The 17,315-nt window shown below is 51.7% G+C and carries 13 protein-coding genes; all 13 read left to right on the top strand.

Annotation, left to right across the window (positions count from 1 at the left end; translation table 11 throughout):
- Positions 1–63: 63 nt before the first annotated feature.
- The 13 genes from proS (at position 64) to pnp (ending at position 17,064) form a co-directional block, all read left to right on the top strand.
- Complete coding sequence (gene proS / locus JJQ72_RS17205) at positions 64–1,512, top strand: proline--tRNA ligase (RefSeq protein ID WP_208204441.1); 1,449 nt, start codon at positions 64–66, stop codon at positions 1,510–1,512.
- 145 nt (positions 1,513–1,657) lie between these two features.
- Positions 1,658–5,980 carry a PolC-type DNA polymerase III gene (locus tag JJQ72_RS17200; RefSeq protein WP_138226089.1) on the top strand — a complete coding sequence of 1,441 codons (4,323 nt, stop codon included), beginning with the start codon at positions 1,658–1,660 and terminating at the stop codon, positions 5,978–5,980.
- A 189-nt stretch (positions 5,981–6,169) separates the two neighbouring features.
- On the top strand, positions 6,170–6,631 hold the full coding sequence (gene rimP / locus JJQ72_RS17195) for a ribosome maturation factor RimP (RefSeq protein WP_138226088.1): 462 nt from the start codon (positions 6,170–6,172) through the stop codon (positions 6,629–6,631).
- Positions 6,632–6,663: 32 nt separating this feature from the next.
- The gene (gene nusA / locus JJQ72_RS17190) at positions 6,664–7,761 is read left to right on the top strand and encodes a transcription termination factor NusA (RefSeq protein WP_138226087.1); all 1,098 of its coding nucleotides are present in this window, start codon (positions 6,664–6,666) and stop codon (positions 7,759–7,761) included.
- 24 nt (positions 7,762–7,785) lie between these two features.
- The gene (gene rnpM, locus JJQ72_RS17185) at positions 7,786–8,097 is read left to right on the top strand and encodes an RNase P modulator RnpM (protein ID WP_138226086.1); all 312 of its coding nucleotides are present in this window, start codon (positions 7,786–7,788) and stop codon (positions 8,095–8,097) included.
- Positions 8,087–8,413: a YlxQ family RNA-binding protein gene (locus JJQ72_RS17180; RefSeq protein ID WP_138227783.1), complete on the top strand. Its 327-nt coding sequence runs from the start codon at positions 8,087–8,089 to the stop codon at positions 8,411–8,413. The genes rnpM and JJQ72_RS17180 overlap by 11 nt, the downstream gene beginning before the upstream one ends.
- On the top strand, positions 8,406–11,114 hold the full coding sequence (gene infB, locus JJQ72_RS17175) for a translation initiation factor IF-2 (protein WP_208204440.1): 2,709 nt from the start codon (positions 8,406–8,408) through the stop codon (positions 11,112–11,114). The genes JJQ72_RS17180 and infB overlap by 8 nt, the downstream gene beginning before the upstream one ends.
- Positions 11,115–11,133: 19 nt before the next feature.
- Positions 11,134–11,481, top strand: a complete 348-nt coding sequence (rbfA, locus tag JJQ72_RS17170; protein ID WP_138226084.1) for a 30S ribosome-binding factor RbfA — start codon at positions 11,134–11,136, stop codon at positions 11,479–11,481.
- 35 nt (positions 11,482–11,516) lie between these two features.
- Positions 11,517–12,494 carry a DHH family phosphoesterase gene (locus tag JJQ72_RS17165; protein ID WP_208204439.1) on the top strand — a complete coding sequence of 326 codons (978 nt, stop codon included), beginning with the start codon at positions 11,517–11,519 and terminating at the stop codon, positions 12,492–12,494.
- Positions 12,491–13,402, top strand: coding sequence for a tRNA pseudouridine(55) synthase TruB (gene truB, locus JJQ72_RS17160; RefSeq protein WP_138226082.1), 912 nt, complete (start codon positions 12,491–12,493; stop codon positions 13,400–13,402). The genes JJQ72_RS17165 and truB overlap by 4 nt, the downstream gene beginning before the upstream one ends.
- Positions 13,403–13,446: 44 nt before the next feature.
- Positions 13,447–14,400, top strand: coding sequence for a bifunctional riboflavin kinase/FAD synthetase (locus tag JJQ72_RS17155; RefSeq protein WP_138226081.1), 954 nt, complete (start codon positions 13,447–13,449; stop codon positions 14,398–14,400).
- 151 nt (positions 14,401–14,551) lie between these two features.
- Positions 14,552–14,821, top strand: a complete 270-nt coding sequence (gene rpsO / locus JJQ72_RS17150; RefSeq protein WP_138226080.1) for a 30S ribosomal protein S15 — start codon at positions 14,552–14,554, stop codon at positions 14,819–14,821.
- A gap of 149 nt (positions 14,822–14,970) precedes the next feature.
- On the top strand, positions 14,971–17,064 hold the full coding sequence (gene pnp / locus JJQ72_RS17145; RefSeq protein ID WP_138226079.1) for a polyribonucleotide nucleotidyltransferase: 2,094 nt from the start codon (positions 14,971–14,973) through the stop codon (positions 17,062–17,064).
- Positions 17,065–17,315: the final 251 nt, after the last annotated feature.

The raw sequence follows: 17,315 nt of genomic DNA, 5'->3' as shown, positions 1-17,315 counted from the left end.
TTCGCCGTTCCGGCCGTCTTTTGTATTTATATTTGAGGGCCATATGGGAGGACAAGAATTCTTATGTCAAAGGATAAAGCGTTTGTGACCGAAATTACGCCGCAGGGAGAGGATTTTTCCCGCTGGTATATTGATGTCATCAAAAAAGCAGATTTAATGGACTACTCGCCGGTACGCGGCTGTATTGTCTTCAAGCCGGACGGCTACGAAATCTGGGAGCATATTAAGGAAGAGCTGGATCGCCGATTCAAGGAAACCGGTCACCGCAACGCATACTTCCCTCTTTTCATTCCCGAGAGCTTCTTCCAGAAGGAAAAAGAGCACGTTGAAGGCTTTAATCCGGAATTGCCTTGGGTTACAGAAGCCGGAGGCGAGAAGCTGGAGGAGCGCCTGGCAATTCGTCCGACCTCGGAAACGATGATCGGCCATATGTACTCTAAGTGGATTCAATCCTATCGTGATCTGCCGGTGCTCATTAATCAATGGGCCAACGTCGTTCGCTGGGAGAAGCGGACAATGCCGTTCCTCCGTACGAGTGAATTCCTCTGGCAGGAAGGACATACCGCCCATGAAACCGAGGAAGAAGCGCGTCAGGAAACGATGCAAATGCTGGACATCTACACGGAGTTTGTGGAGAATATCCTTGCTATTCCGGTTATCAAGGGCCAGAAGACGCCGTCCGAGAAATTTGCGGGTGCTGTGGATACGTATTCTATTGAGGCGATGATGAAGGACGGACGTGCTGTTCAGGCGGGAACGTCCCACTATATGGGGACCAATTTCTCTAAAGCGTTCGAAATTCAATACTTGAACCGTGAGAACACACTTGAGTTTGCCCATACGACCTCCTGGGGAGTGAGCACGCGCTTGATCGGCTCTCTTATTATGGTGCACGGTGATGACCGCGGACTGGCATTGCCGCCGAAGGTAGCGCCAACCCAGGTCATTATGGTGCCGATCGGCCCTCCAAAAACCTGGGATGCTGTCGTCGAGCGTACGGACGAGCTGTATCGTGAGCTGAGAGCAGCCGGAGTGCGCGTTCGGGTCGACGATAATAAGGACGCTCGTCCAGGCTGGAAATTTAACGAATATGAAATGCGCGGCGTACCTGTTCGTCTGGAAATCGGACCTCGCGATATGGAGAACGGAGTCTGCGTTCTGGTCTCCCGCATTACCGGTGAGAAGAAAATCATTCAGCAAAGTGATCTGGTCCAGGAGGTTCAGGATATGCTGGAGCAGGTGCATCAGGAAATGTTTGCACGTGCGAAGCAATTCCGGGAAGACCATTTCTATGATGTAGATACGCTGGATCAAATGAAGGAAAGCATGGAAGAAAAGCGGGGCTTTACGCTTGCCGGCTGGTGCGGCTCTGAAGCCTGCGAGGATACGGTAAAGCAGGAAACCGGAGCGACAAGCCGGAATATACCATTCCAAGCAGCTCAGCACAAAACACACTGTCTGGTTTGCAAAGAGCAGGCAAAACATAACGTCCTGTTCGCAAAAGCTTACTAGTATGTTAAAGTAGTAACTAAACGCATATCTTCCGGAAAGCTTCTGGATGGCATAACGCTCTGTAGGGTAGAGGAGCTTGCGGTGCTGCCCGGAAGCTTTTCATTTTTATAAGTAAGTGAACCAAGGATACAGCAGGGAGGGAGCCATGGGCACAGCGGACATAAAGGAAAAAAGAAACAGGTTTGAGCTATTGATGAGGCAGGGCGAGGTGCCGGCCGGCTTGGTGGATCCGTATTTTTTGGACGGAATCATTGAGAAGGTTGAGATCTCGCAAGAAAACCGGGAGTGGCTGATCACCTTGCACAAAGACAGCTTGGTGCCTGCTGAGGTATATCGGTCCTTCTGTCTTCGTATTCAGGAGAAGCTGAATCATATTGCAAAAATCCGGTTTCAGTTCGTGTATCAGGGATCAGTAACACCAGCTGAGGTGATTCAGGAGTATTGGCGGCTGTTTCTGGAGTGGGTACACCGCCAAATCCCGTCCGTGAACGGCTGGATGGCGCGGGCAAGCCATGAGCTGAATGACGGGCTGCTGACTGTTCAGATGCCCGATAGCATGGCGCTGGAGCTGGCACGGAAGAAGCAGATCGACGAGGCGCTGATGACCTTTTTCAAGCAATATTTCGCACTGGAGCTCAGGGTGAAGCTGCAGCTGGGTGAACAGCAGGATCAAGCCGCCCTGGCAGAGTTTGAGCAGAAGAAGCGGGAGGAAGAGCGGGAAGTCATTGAGCGCATGATGTCCACGCTGGAGGCAGACCCGCTGCCGGAGGAAGAAGAAGGAGAGGTAAGGCTGCAGATTGGCTATGACATTAAGGATCATCCGGTGTCCATTCAGAATATTCAGGATGAAGAGAAGAAGATTACGATTCAGGGTACCATCTTCGGGCTGGACCGTAAAGAGCTTCGTAATGGCAGCACACTGTTTACGTATAATGTGACCGACTTCAGCGACTCCCTCCAGATGAAAATGTTTGCCAAAACTAAGGATGACCTCAAGGTCATGAGTCTGCTGGAGAACGGCAAGTGGGTTAAAGCACGGGGACGGGTGGAGTATGACCGGTTTATGCAGGTGCCCGAGCTGGTCATGATGCCGTCGGATCTGGTGGAGGTGAAGGCTCCTGCTGCACGTAAAGATCAAGCGGAGCTCAAGCGGGTAGAATTTCATCTCCATACGACAATGAGCACGATGGATGCTGTTACTCCGATTGATAAGTATGTCAAAACAGCAGCAGCCTGGGGGCATAAAGCGATTGCGGTCAGCGATCATGGCGGGGTCCAGTGCTTTCCCGATGCGGACAAGCATGCCAAGAAGAATGGCATCAAAATGATCTACGGCATTGAGGCGAACGTCGTAAATGACGCGGTCAACGTAGTCGAGCAGGCCAAGCCTTTGGAATTGCATCATGCCACCTATGTTGTATTTGATATCGAGACGACCGGCTTATCCATCACGCAGAACAAAATTACGGAGCTTGCCGCCGTAAAAATGCAGGAGGGTAAAGAAATTGACCGCTATGCGACCTTCGTAAATCCGCACGAGAAAATTCCGTACCATATCCAGCAGCTGACGAACATTACTGATGAAATGGTCAAGGATGCTCCGGACCTGGAGCCTGTGCTGGAGGAGTTCGTGAAGTTCGTGGGCGATGCGGTGCTGGTTGCGCACAATGCGAGATTCGATATGGGCTTCATTCAGGCTTCCTTGAAAAATGCCGGCATGAATACGCTGGATAATCCGTACCTGGATACGCTGGAGCTGGCCCGGATGCTGCATCCCGGCATGAAGAACCACCGGCTGAACACGCTGGCTGACAAATACAAGGTGCTCCTCGAAAGTCATCACCGGGCCATTGATGACACTATAGCGCTCGCGGGAATCCTCAATGGATTGCTGTCTGATGTTGAGAAGCTGAAGGGCATCAAGATGCTGGACCGACTGAACGATTATGTCGGTACGGATCTAAGTAATACGAGACCGTTCCACTGCGGCATTTACGCCCAAAACATGATCGGGAAGAAAAACCTGTACAAGCTCGTATCCATGTCGCATACTCAGCATTTTAAGCGGGTGCCGTGCATTCCAAAGTCAAAGCTGGTCGAGATGAGGGACGGTTTGATTATTCTCTCCGGGTGCGAGAAGGGCGAATTTTTTGAATCGGTACTGAACAAGACTGTAGAGGAAGCAGAGGAGGTTGCCCAGTTCTATGATGTGCTGGAGGTGCAGCCGCTGACGATGTACATGCACCTTGTGGACAAGGGACTGGTCGGCAGTCCGGAAGAGCTGAAAACAGCGGTCCAAAAAATTATCGCCATTGGAGAAAAGCTGGATAAGCCCGTCATTGCTACCGGGAACGTTCATTATCTGGAGCCTCGGGACAAGCTGTTCCGCGACATTACGATCCATGGTATTACCGGCTTCAGCCCGCTGAAGGATCTTCGAAAGCCGGATGCCCATTTCCGCACGACCCAGGAGATGCTGGATGAATTTCAATATTTGGGAGCAGAGAAGGCCTTTGAGATTGTCGTCAAAAATACCAACGATCTGGCAGACCGCTTCGAAGAAATCGAGCTGTTTCCGAGCAAGCTGTTTACACCAATTCTGGACGGAGCAGACGAGGAAATCCGCAACACCTGCTATGAAACCGCGAAGTCTATCTATGGAGAGGATCTGCCGGAGGTTGTGGTCGCCCGTTTGGAGAAGGAGCTGGAGCCTATCATCAAATACGGCTTCTCTGCGAACTATCTAATTTCCGAGAAGCTCGTTAAAAAATCGAACCAGGACGGATACTTGGTCGGCTCCAGGGGCTCTGTAGGGTCCTCTGTAGTAGCTACCTTCCTAGGCATTTCCGAGGTTAATCCGTTGCCTGCGCACTATATCTGTCTGGATAAAGAATGCAAGCACAGCGAGTGGTTCCTGGACGGCAGTGTCCCGAGCGGCTTCGATTTGCCGGATAAGGCTTGTCCGAAGTGCGGAGGGCGATTGAAGGGCGAAGGGCAGGATATTCCGTTTGAGACCTTCCTTGGCTTTAAGGGAGATAAGGTGCCGGATATAGACTTGAACTTCTCCGGCGAATATCAGCCTGAAGCGCATAACTACACGAAGGTCATGTTCGGTGAGAAAAATGTGTTCCGAGCGGGAACCATTGGTACCGTTGCGGAAAAAACCGCCTTCGGCTTTGCCAAGAAATATGAGGAAGAGCATCAGAAGCGCTGGCGCGGCGCTGAGCTGAACCGGCTGGCCGGCGGCTGTACCGGCGTTAAGCGCAGCACCGGCCAGCATCCGGGCGGGATCGTGGTTGTGCCGGATTATATGGAGGTTGAAGATATTACCCCCGTCCAGTTTCCGGCGGATGACGTCAAGGCGGAATGGAAGACCACGCATTTCGATTATCATGCCTTTGATGCCAATTTATTGAAGCTGGATATTCTGGGCCACGATGATCCAACGATGATGCGGATGCTGCAGGATTTGACTGGCGTAGATCCGACAACGATTCCAATGAATGATCCCAAGGTTATGAGCATGTTTAACTCTACAGAAGCGCTGGGAGTAACTCCGGAGCAGATTCGCTCTCCGGTAGCAACCTATGGGGTGCCGGAGATGGGTACCAAGTTCGTTCGGCAAATGCTGATTGAATCGCAGCCATCAAGCTTTGCCGATCTGCTGCAAATATCAGGATTGTCCCACGGAACGGGCGTGTGGCTCGGCAATGCGCAGGAGCTGATCAAGAATGGAACTTGTAACATCAAGACGGTTATCGGCTGCCGTGACGATATTATGCTCTTCTTGATTTACAAGGCAGGGATGGATGCCAGTCTGGCGTTTAAGATTACGGAAAGTGTACGTAAGGGCAAGGGATTGTCGCAGGAATGGATCGATGAGATGAAGCGCTGCAAGGTACCGCAGTGGTACATTGATTCCTGTCTTAAAATTCAGTACATGTTTCCGAAGGCCCATGCGGCCGCATATGTCATCTCGGCCGTGCGTACGGCTTACTTCAAGCTGTACTACCCGATCGAGTATTATGCCACGTATTTCTCAGTCCGGGCAGAGGACTTTGACATTGAGCTGTGCTGTCAGGGCTATGATGCCATTCACAAGCGGATTATCGAGATTGAGCAGCTGGGATTCCAGGCAAGTACCAAGGAGAAGAGCATGCTTTCCATACTGGAGATGGCTCTGGAAATGACGGCTCGCGGGTTCACCTTCAAGAACATTGACCTGTACCGCTCTGACGCACTTCGCTTTACTGTTGAAGGCGACTGCCTGATTCCGCCGTTCTCCGCCCTGCAGGGAATTGGTGATAACGCGGCCCGTAACATCGCTGCGGCTAAGGAGCAGGGAGAGTTCTTATCCATTGAGGATTTCCAGCAGAAGTCTAAGGCAAGTAAGACGGCGGTGGAGCTGTTGACACAGATGGGCTGCTTCCGCGGACTGCCGGAGAGCAATCAGCTTTCCCTGTTCTAGAGCTTTTCGGAGTGGATGATACAGCCACCCGACCATCCAGGCTAGTCAAGGACTCACACTTGTCACTATTGGCAGACTATGTTATAATTTTTTTGGTAATCATGGAGATAAAACCGTTGTGTAAAGAGTGGGGCAACCCACTCTTTACTCTTTGGTATATAGGAAATGAAGTGTTGGAGGTTATGTTCTTTGAGCACATCAAAGATTAAAAGTACTGTAGAAGAAATGGTGCAGCCGTATTTGGAAGAACACGGCTTTGAACTGGTAGATGTGGAATATGTGAAAGAGGGAAGCAATTGGTTTTTACGCGTATTTGTTGATAAGGATGGAGGCATCGATATCGATGACTGCGGCTTGATCAGTGAATACCTGAGCCAGAAGCTGGATGAGAACGATCCGGTTCCGACCGCTTACTTCCTGGAGGTGTCCTCACCGGGGGCCGAGCGTCCATTGAAGAAGAAAGAGGATGTCGCCAAGGCTGTGGGCAAGCATGTATTTGTCACGGTGTATGAAGCTCTGGGCGGCAGCAAGGAGTTTGAAGGCAAGCTCATTTCTTTTGAGAATGAGGAGCTTGAAATCCAAACCGCCAGAAAAACTTACGCGATTCCATATGATAAAGTTGCCAGTGCGAGACTGGCCATCATTTTTTAGACGGTATTTATGAAAGGGGGAACCGATTTTCAATGAGTATGGATTTTATTGAAGCGATGAACGAGTTGGAGAGAGATAAGGGGATCAGCAAGGATGTGCTGTTTGAAGCCATTGAGGCCGCGCTGATTTCCAGCTACAAGAGAAACTTCAACACGGCTCAGAACGTGAGAGTGGATATGAACCGCAATACGGGGGTAATCAAGGTATATGCCCGCAAGCTGGTAGTGGAAGAGGTTCTGGATCCGCGTACGGAAATTTCGCTGCCGGCCGCGCGTGATATTAACGCGCATTTCCAATTGGACGATGTGGCCGAGATTGAAGTCACGCCTCGTGACTTTGGACGGATCGCTGCGCAAACGGCGAAGCAGGTCGTCACCCAGCGTATCCGTGAAGCGGAGCGCGGCTTGATTTACAGCGCCTTTATCGATAAGGAAGAGGATATCGTGACCGGTACGCTGCAGCGTCAGGATCTTCGCAATATCTACATTGATTTAGGTAAGATTGAAGCTGCCCTGCCGCTGACCGAGCTAATGCCGAATGAGAAATTCAAGCATGGCGATCGCATCAAGGCTTACATCACCAAGGTTGAGAACACGACCAAGGGTCCTCAGATTATTCTTTCCAGAACACATCCCGGCCTGCTGAAGCGCTTGTTCGAGCTGGAGGTTCCGGAAATCTTCGACGGTGTGGTCGAGATCAAATCGGTTGCGCGTGAAGCCGGCTTCCGTTCCAAGATCGCGGTATATTCCCGCAATGAAGAGGTTGATCCGGTAGGCTCCTGCGTAGGTCCCAAGGGCATGCGTGTACAGACCATCGTGAACGAGCTGCGCGGCGAGAAGATTGATATTGTTCGCTATTCCGAGAACGTCGAGGAATACGTGGCCAATGCGCTTAGCCCATCCAAGGTGCTGGAGGTACAGGTGTTTGAAGACGAGAAGATGGCACGCGTGATCGTTCCTGATTATCAGCTGTCGCTGGCGATCGGAATCAAGGGCCAGAATGCACGTCTTGCTGCCAAGCTGACAGGCTGGAAGATCGATATCAAGAGCGAGAGCCAAGCAGAGCAGGAGTACGGCAGACCCAAGACCTTGACCGGCGAGATGCATCAGGATTCCGTCTCCGTCGACTAGATTATAAGGGCGGGGGTGCAGGAAGTGAAACAGAGAAAAATACCGCTTCGCAAATGTGTAGCTTGTCAGGAAATGATGCCCAAAAAGCAGCTGATTCGTGTCGTTAGAACGCCTGAAGACGCAGTGCTGATCGACCTGACTGGCAAAAAGTCGGGAAGAGGCGCTTATTTGTGCGGAAAGCTGTCCTGCTTCAAGCTGGCACACAAGAATAAAGCGCTCGATCGTGCCTTGAAGGCGCCGGTGCACAGTGATATTTACGAGCAGCTGGCGCAGGATTTTACGCAGGTGGAAGAAGAATTTCTGGCACAAAAGGACCGTGAGCCTGATGAACAATAAAGCATTGTCCAGCTTAGGATTGGCGATGCGGGCGGGCAAAGTGGTTACCGGCGATGAGATCGTGCTCAAAGCCATCCGGTCTTCTGAAGCAAAAATAGTCCTTCTGGCGGGTGACGCCTCAGATAATACAAAAAAGAAGTTCCGCGATAAATGCGGTTCTTACAACATCCCTCTGGTAATCGGATTTGACCGGGAAAGTCTGGGCACAAGCGTAGGTAAACCTGAACGGGTTGTGCTGGCCGTTACGGATCAAGGATTCGCAGAAATGATCTCCAAGAAATTGGAGGTAATGTCGGAGGTGGAGTATATTGAGTAAACAGGAAAACAAAGACAATAAACTTCGTGTATATGAATATGCTAAATCGCTCAATATGAGCAGTAAAGAAATCATCACAATACTCAAGCGTTTAAACGTTCCGGTCAACAATCACATGAGCGTGATGGAGAATGACACCGTTTCGAAGGTAGAGCAGTTCTTCAAGGACATCAAGTCGAATGCGGCTGCAAAGCGTGATGGCTCCAATGCCTCTCGGGGAGAACAGTCAAAGCCGGCATCGGTTTCGGACCGCGGCTCCTCGCAGGCGGTGCAGCCACCTCGAAACGGTTCGGATAAAGTTATGGACGGCAGCCGGGGTGGGTCTGGCGGCAGCCGTAATCAAGGCCAAAAGGATTCATTGCAAACCCAGGATCAGGGCCAGACTCAAAAACAACAGGAAAAGCAGGTAGGTATGAATAGTAGAAACCAACAAACCCAAAACCAGGCTTCCGGTTCACAGCAGCGTTCAAACAGCGGTCAGGATAACCGGAGGAATTCGTCGTCAAGTTCAAATTTGCAAGGTAACACGAATCAAAATCGCGGCAGCCGCACTGGCGGAGGCCAGCAGGGCAATCGTTCTCCGCAATCCGGTCAGCAGGGCACTCGTTCCCCGCAACAGTCTGGCCAGCAGACAGGACGCAGCCAGCAAACGGGGCAGCAGCAGAATAGCCGTGGACCGCAAGGAGCGGGCGCATCAGGCGCACGTACAGACAGCAATCGCAATGCAGGTGGAAATGCAGGTTCTGCCGGCGGTCGCGGCGGCAACCGCAGCGGTGGCAATGGCGGTAATAATAGCAATGGCGGCGGTGGAAACAACAATCGCTCCGGTGGCGGCAAGCGCTTTGATGATAACAATCGTCAGGGTGGATTCCGTAATAACAATCGCGGCGGCAGAAATAACCGGGGACGCAATCAGAACAACCAGCCTCCTCGCGAGAAAATCGACAACACGCCGAAGAAAATTATCGTCCGTGGCAATATGACCGTCGGTGAAACGGCGAAGCTGCTGCATAAGGATGCTTCTGAGGTCATCAAGAAGCTGATTTTCCTCGGCGTGATGGCCACGATCAACCAAGAGCTGGATATCGATACGATTCTGCTTCTGGCCGGTGAGTTCGGCGTAGAGGTAGAGGTGAAGATTCCAGTGGAGGAAGACCGCTTTGAGACGGTAGAGGAAGTGGATGAAGCTGCCGACTTAAAAGATCGTCCTCCTGTAGTTACGATCATGGGCCACGTTGACCATGGTAAAACCACGCTCCTGGACGCGATCCGCTCTACGAATGTAACCGGCGGTGAAGCTGGCGGTATTACCCAGCATATCGGGGCATACCAGGTTGAAATCAACAGCAAGAAAATTACCTTCCTCGATACACCAGGCCACGAAGCTTTCACGGCCATGCGTGCCCGGGGAGCGCAGGTTACAGATATGACGATTATTGTTGTGGCGGCGGATGACGGCGTAATGCCTCAAACGGTGGAAGCCATTAACCATGCTAAGGCAGCGGGCCTGCCAATCATCGTAGCGGTCAACAAAATCGATAAGCCGGATGCGAATCCGGATAAAGTGAAGCAGGAGCTGACGGAATACGAGCTGGTCCCGGAAGAGTGGGGCGGCGATACGATTTTCGTCAATGTATCTGCGAAGCAGCGCATGGGTCTTGAGGATTTGCTGGAAATGATTCTGCTCGTCGCTGAAGTGAACGAGTACAAGGCGAACCCAGACAAGCGCGCACGGGGTACCGTTATTGAAGCCGAGCTGGATAAAGGAAGAGGGCCTGTTGCCCGTATTCTCGTACAGCATGGCACACTGAAGGTCGGCGACGCATTCGTAGCGGGTAACTGCTTCGGGCGGATCCGGGCCATGGTTAACGACAAGGGACGCCGTCTGAAAGAAGCCGGTCCTTCGACTCCTGTAGAAATTACAGGTCTGACCGAGGTTCCGGGCGCAGGCGATCCATTCATGGTATTCGAAGACGAGCGCAAGGCACGCTCCATTGCTGACAAGCGTGCGATAACTCAGCGTCAGTCTGAATTGAATTATGGAACTCGCGTCACGCTCGACGATCTGTTCAAGCATATTAAAGACGGTGAGATGAAGGACCTGAACGTCATCATCAAAGGTGATGTACAGGGCTCGGTAGAAGCATTGAAGGGCTCTTTGAACAAAATTGAGGTTGAGGGCGTTCGCGTGAAGATCATTCACAGCGGTGCAGGTGCGATTACAGAGTCTGATATTATCCTTGCTGCGGCATCCAATGCTATCGTGATCGGCTTTAACGTTCGTCCGGACACCCAAGGAAAGCAGACCGCCGAGCAGGAAAAGGTAGACATTCGTCTCCACCGGGTAATTTATAATGTCATTGAGGAAATCGAACAGGCGATGAAAGGCATGCTCGATCCGGAATACAAGGAGAACATTATCGGCCATGCCGAGGTCCGCAATACGTTCAAGGTTAGCAAGGTCGGAACGATTGCCGGCTGTATGGTAACCTCAGGCAAGATTGCCCGTAATGCGGAAGTTCGCCTGATCCGGGACAGCATTGTGGTTCATGAAGGCAAAATCGATTCCCTCAAGCGCTATAAAGATGATGCAAAAGAGGTCGCGCAGGGTTATGAATGCGGCATTACTTTGGCAAACTATAGCGACGTCAGAGAAGGCGACGTCATCGAAGCCTTCGTTATGGAAACCGTGGCGCGCTAAGCTAGAGAGGTGATCAGACATGGCAAAAATCCGCACAGGCCGGGTTGGGGAACAGATTAAAAAAGAGCTGAGTCAGCTTATCCAGACGGAGCTCAAAGACCCTCGGATCGGTTTTATTACCGTAACAGGTGTTGATGTTACCAGCGATTTATCGCAGGCCAAGATTTACTTGAGTGTGCTTGGAGATCAAGAGCAGAAGGCAGCTTCCTTAAAGGGATTGGAGAAAGCAAACGGCTTTCTCCGCTCCGAGCTTGGCAAGCGCATTCGGCTTCGGCACGTACCGGAGCTCATCTTCAAGTTCGATGAATCCATTGAGTACGGCAGCCGGATTGAGAAGCTGCTAGGTGAAATCGGAGAACAAGATTAACCGCTGGATTAATCGTTTCATAAAGGAGAGGGCGAATGCTGACCTATAAACAGGAGCTGCAGCAGGCAAAGCAATTTCTGCTGGAGCATGATGATTATTTGATCGTGTCGCATGTTCAGCCCGACGGAGATGCAGTCAGTTCCACCCTTGCGGTGGGCTGGCTTCTCTCGCGTTTGGGCAAAAAATACATAATGGTCAATGAAGGTGCCATTCCGAAGAGAATGAAGGTATTATGGCACGCAGATGAATTGATCAACATGACGGAGCAGCGTCCGGAAGGTGACTTCAAGCATGTTATCTGTGTGGATTGCGCTGACTTTTTACGCGTCGGCCGGACCCGGGAGTTGTTTGCCGATGACGCACTGATTCTGAATATTGATCATCATCCGACCAACGACCGTTATGGACACGTTCATGTCGTTCTGCCGGAAGCAGCCGCTACCGCTGAAATTTTGTATGATTTGATTCATGAATTTGACGTAGAGTGGAATGCAGATATCGCAGCAGCGATTTATACCGGGCTTCTTACCGATACAGGGGGCTTTCGGTATTCTAACACCTCGCCTAAAGTAATGAGCATTGCTTCGAATCTGCTCTCTCATGGGGTGAATGGTCCAGAGCTTGCAGAATCCCTGCTGGAGGAAATGACTTTGCCGCAGATGAAGGTGCTCGTCAAAGCACTAAATACGCTGCAATTGTCAGAGGACGGAAAGGTTGCCTGGGTCTATGTCACCCCGGAGGATATGGCAGATACCGGCGCGATGAATGAGGACCTGGAGGGGATCGTCAATTTCCCCCGCAATATCCAGGGTGTAGAGGTAGGCATACTGTTTAAAGCGGTATCCCCGGATGCGGTCAAGGCAAGCTTCCGCTCTGCCGGCAAAGTGGATGTAGCAGCATTGGCCCAAGAGTTCGGAGGCGGCGGCCACGTCCGGGCAGCGGGCTGCCGCATTGAAGGTGGACTGGATCAGGTGATGTCACAAGTGATTAAAGCGGTGAAAAAGGCATTATGAGTGAATTTGATGGTGTACTTGCAGTGATGAAGCCGGCGGGCTGGACGTCACATGATGTCGTTGCCAAGACCCGGCGCATTTTAGGAATGAAAAGAATCGGTCATGCCGGTACGCTTGATCCGGAGGTAACAGGGGTGCTTCCGCTTTGCCTGGGTCGTGCCACTAGGGTGGTAGAGTATATGCAGGAGCTTCCCAAGGAGTATTATGCAGTGCTTCGTCTGGGCTTCTCCAGTGATACGGAAGATATTACCGGCACGGTGATCGATCAGGTTGATGAAGTGAATGTGACCCGGGAGGAAGCAGAGAAGACGCTGACCTCTTTCTTGGGAAGCATATCACAGGTTCCGCCGATGTACTCTGCCGTAAAGGTGAACGGCAAGAGGCTGTACGAGCTGGCGCGGGAGGGCAAGGTTGTGGAGCGCAAGAGCCGCACGGTGACCATCCATGAGATCCAAATGACCGGCTTTGAAGCGGCTGGCACTCACACAGACATCTCGTTCAGGGTGCTCTGCTCCAAAGGCACTTATATTCGTACCCTCTGTGTAGACATTGGCAAAGCGTTAGGTTATCCTGCCGTTATGGTCTCGTTAAAGCGAACCTTGTCTGCCGGGGTTGAGGCTTCGCACTGCCTCACGCTCGAAGAAATTGCACAGAGGGTGGAGGCCGGAACGCTGGCCTCTTCCTTGATTCCGGCCGATGAAGCTGTGCGTCATCTAGCGGCGCATACGGTCATCGACGAGAAACGGTCTGCGGCCCTCCAGGGACAACGTCTTTCATCAAGAGCCGTTCAGCCGCCGGTGGAGCATAATGATGCTATCCGCCTGTATGATGGTCATCAGCAGTTTCTGGGCATTTTTCGCAGACAGGAAGAAACCGGTGCGATTGTGCCGGTGAAGGTGTTCCATTAAGACGCACGGGAGAATCTATTAAGTGAATTGCAGGTGAGAACCAGATGAAAATCGTTTCGCTGTCATACCCCCTTACCGAAGCACAGATTGCGGAATACGGACATCCCCAGACGGCAGCGATTGGTCAATTTGACGGGCTGCATCTGGGGCATGTCAGTGTCATACAGACCGCTGTGAATTCGTCGCGAAAGGCCGGGATCCCCGCAGCCGTTATTACCTTTTATCCACATCCCAAGGAAGTCATGCGCAAGGGCAGCTACGACGGTTATCTAACCCCTCAGTCTGACAAGGAGGACCTTCTGGCGCAGCTGGGGGTAGATATTCTCTACGTTATTGAGTTTAATGAGTCGTTCTCCCGCATCACACCGGAGCAATTCGTAAAGGACATGCTGCTTCCGCTGTCACTGCACACCGTTGTGGTCGGCTTTGATTTCAGATTTGGCCACAAGGGCGCAGGGGATGCAGAAGATCTGCATGTGCTCGGGAATGGAGAGATTGAGGTTGTCATTGTTCCGCCGTTGCTGGTGGACGGAGAGAAGGTAGGCAGCTCCTCCATCCGCGAAGCACTCGCTGACGCCAGGCTGGAGGATGTCAACCGCTGGCTTGGCCGCCGGTACCGTATTTCCGGCACCGTGGTGCACGGTGAGAAGCGAGGGCGGCAGATCGGCTTCCCTACAGCGAACCTAGATCTTGAAGCTTCCTATGTGACTCCGTCACAGGGGGTTTACGCAGTACGCGCGAGATGCTCCTCAGATCAGGTTTGGCGCAGCGGTGTGATGAGCATCGGAATGAAGCCAACCTTTCACGAGGGCATGGCTGAACCGGTGTATGAGGTGCATTTGCTGGATTTCGACGGGGACCTTTACGGTCAAGTGATGACTGTGGATCTGGTATCGCACATCCGGGGCCAGCTCAAGTTTAATTCCATTAATGAGCTGATTGACAGGATCGGTCAAGATGCAGCAAAGGCGAGAGAACAGCTGTCCCATTTGTCTTAGGTAAATATCCAAAGTTCCGTTTTCTTTTTCAGGTAAAGTATGCTATACTCTTTAAGGCACTTGGGTTACGGGTGTAGAACCTTGGCTTGGTTATCCGATCTCACCGTCGGTGACGAGGCTAATGGCGATTATAATGAAGGAGGTGAACAGGATGGCATTGACTCAAGAACGTAAACAGCAGCTGATTGACGAGCACAAGACTCATGAGTCCGACACAGGATCCCCAGAGGTGCAGATCGCTATCCTTACGGAAAACATCACCAGCTTGACTGACCACTTGCGTACGCACAAGAAAGATCATCACTCCCGTCGTGGATTGTTGAAAATGGTCGGCCAACGCCGGAAACTGCTTGCATACTTGAAAAACAAGGATGTTCGACGCTACAGCGCGTTGATCGAGAAGCTTGGATTACGCCGCTAATTGCGATAAGGTGTATCGAAAAGCAGCCTGGTTGTCCACTGTCCTTCTTGGAACGACAGCGGCGCAGCCGGGCTATTTTTTTAGGGGATAAACAATTAGGGAATACTTAAGCAATGACTAAACTAATAACTCCTAGGAGGAGGGACTACATGGAACAACGTGTTGAAATGCAGCTGGGTGGAAGAAAGCTGGTACTCGAGACCGGCAGATTGGCCAAGCAGGCCAATGCAGCAGTCATGGTTCGGTACGGAGATACAGCCGTGCTTTGTACGGTAACAGCCTCCAGTGCTCCGAAGGACCTGGATTTTTTCCCGCTGACGGTGAACTATGAGGAAAGATTGTATGCTGTCGGCAAAATTCCGGGAGGATTCATTAAACGCGAAGGACGCCCCAGCGAGAAAGCCATTCTGGCAAGCCGCCTGACAGACCGCCCGATTCGCCCTCTGTTCCCTGAAGGCTTCCGAAATGATGTGCAGGTGCTTAATCTGGTGATGAGCGTGGATCAGGACTGCGAGCCTGAGATTGCTGCCATGATTGGTACCTCTGCCGCTCTCAGCATTTCCGACGTTCCGTTTAACGGACCGATTGGCGGAGTAGCAGTGGGACGCGTGAACGGCGAGTTCGTCGTGAATCCGACTATTGCACAGCAGGAAGCAAGTGATCTGTACCTGGTTGTAGCCGGTACCAAAGACGCTATTATGATGGTTGAAGCCGAAGCCAACGAGGTTCCAGAAGAAGTGATGCTGGAAGCAATTATGTTTGGCCACGATGAGATCAAGCAGATTGTGTCCACCATCAGTGAGCTTGTAGCTGCAGCCGGCAAGGAGAAGATGGAAGTCAAGCTGCACGCGGTTAACGAAACTGTAAACTCAGAGGTTCGGAAGTTTGCCGAGCAGCGTCTGGTAGAGGCTGTACGCATTGAAGAGAAGCATGCCCGCCAGGATGCCATCGATGCCATCAGCGATGAAGCATACACTGTATTTGAAGAGAAGTATTTGGAGACGCCGGAGCTTCTGAAGGATGTTAAGGAAGTGCTGCATGACATCGTGAAGGAAGAAGTCCGCCGCCTTATTACCCATGATAAGGTGCGCCCGGATGGCCGCGGTCTTTCCGAGATCCGCCCAATCGACTGTGATACTGGCCTGCTGCCAAGAACTCACGGATCAGGACTGTTCACACGTGGACAAACCCAGGCTCTTAGCGTGTGTACGCTTGGCGCATTGGGAGACGTGCAAATTCTGGACGGTATTGATCTGGAAGAAACGAAGCGTTTCATGCACCATTACAATTTCCCGCCGTTCAGTGTGGGTGAAGCTCGTCCGCTTCGCGCACCGGGCCGCCGTGAAATCGGACATGGAGCGTTGGGTGAGCGCGCATTATCCAAGGTTATTCCGAATGAAGTGGAATTCCCGTATACGATTCGTCTCGTTTCTGAGGTTATCGAATCCAACGGCTCGACATCTCAGGCGAGCATCTGTGCCAGCACCCTGGCTATGATGGATGCCGGCGTACCGATCAAGGCTCCTGTTGCAGGTGTTGCCATGGGCTTGATCAAGGACGGAGAGCATGTTTCCATTCTGACTGACATCCAGGGGATGGAGGATCATTTGGGAGATATGGACTTTAAGGTTGCGGGAACCCAGCAAGGCGTTACGGCCATCCAGATGGATATTAAGATTGATGGCATCGACCGTAGCATTTTGCAGGAAGCCTTGGAGCAGGCAAGAGAAGGACGTATGCATATCCTGGGCAAAATGCTTGAAGCGATTCAGCAGCCAAGAGAGGCACTTTCTCCTTATGCACCAAAAATCATCACGATGCAGATCAATCCGGACAAGATTCGCGATGTGATCGGTGCCGGTGGCAAAATTATTAACAAAATCATCGAAGAGACCGGCGTGAAAATCGACATCGAGCAGGATGGCCGTGTATTCATCGCTTCATCCAATGCCGAAATGAACCAGAAGGCCCTGTCCATTATTGAGGGCATTGTGCGTGAGGTTGCGGTGGGTGAAATCTATACCGGAACGGTGAAGCGGATTGAGAAATTCGGCGCCTTCGTTGAGATTTTGCCGAACAAAGACGGTCTGGTACACATTTCTCAGCTTTCTACCGAGCGTGTGGGTAAAGTAGAAGATGTGGTAGCCATTGGAGATGTGATTACAGTGAAGGTTACCGAAATCGATCAGCAGGGCCGGATCAACCTGTCCCGTAAAGCTGTTCTGACGGCTGAAGCCAACTAATATTCTCTACATGAAGGACATGAAGGAAAGAGACAGATTGACTCTGGCTCTTTTTTTTATGCCGGCGTGCCCAGCAAAGCACGCATCTTCTAGCCGGTGAAAGTCCGGTCACAGGAGGGACCAAGCCCCTGTGTAGCTAGGATACCTGCGTATGGCGAAATCTGTGCGTAGAAGCGTATCGACATAAGTACCTGTCAGAGACAGGGCGAGCAACATACCAGGCTGTAACATAAAGTGAATCCTGCCGCGTC

Source organism: Paenibacillus sp. F411 (assembly GCF_017582705.1).
GTDB classification, from domain to species: domain Bacteria; phylum Bacillota; class Bacilli; order Paenibacillales; family Paenibacillaceae; genus Paenibacillus_AQ; species Paenibacillus_AQ algicola.
The sequence above is the reverse complement of the archived record's forward strand: the minus strand, read 5'-3'. Positions and strand labels throughout refer to the sequence as shown.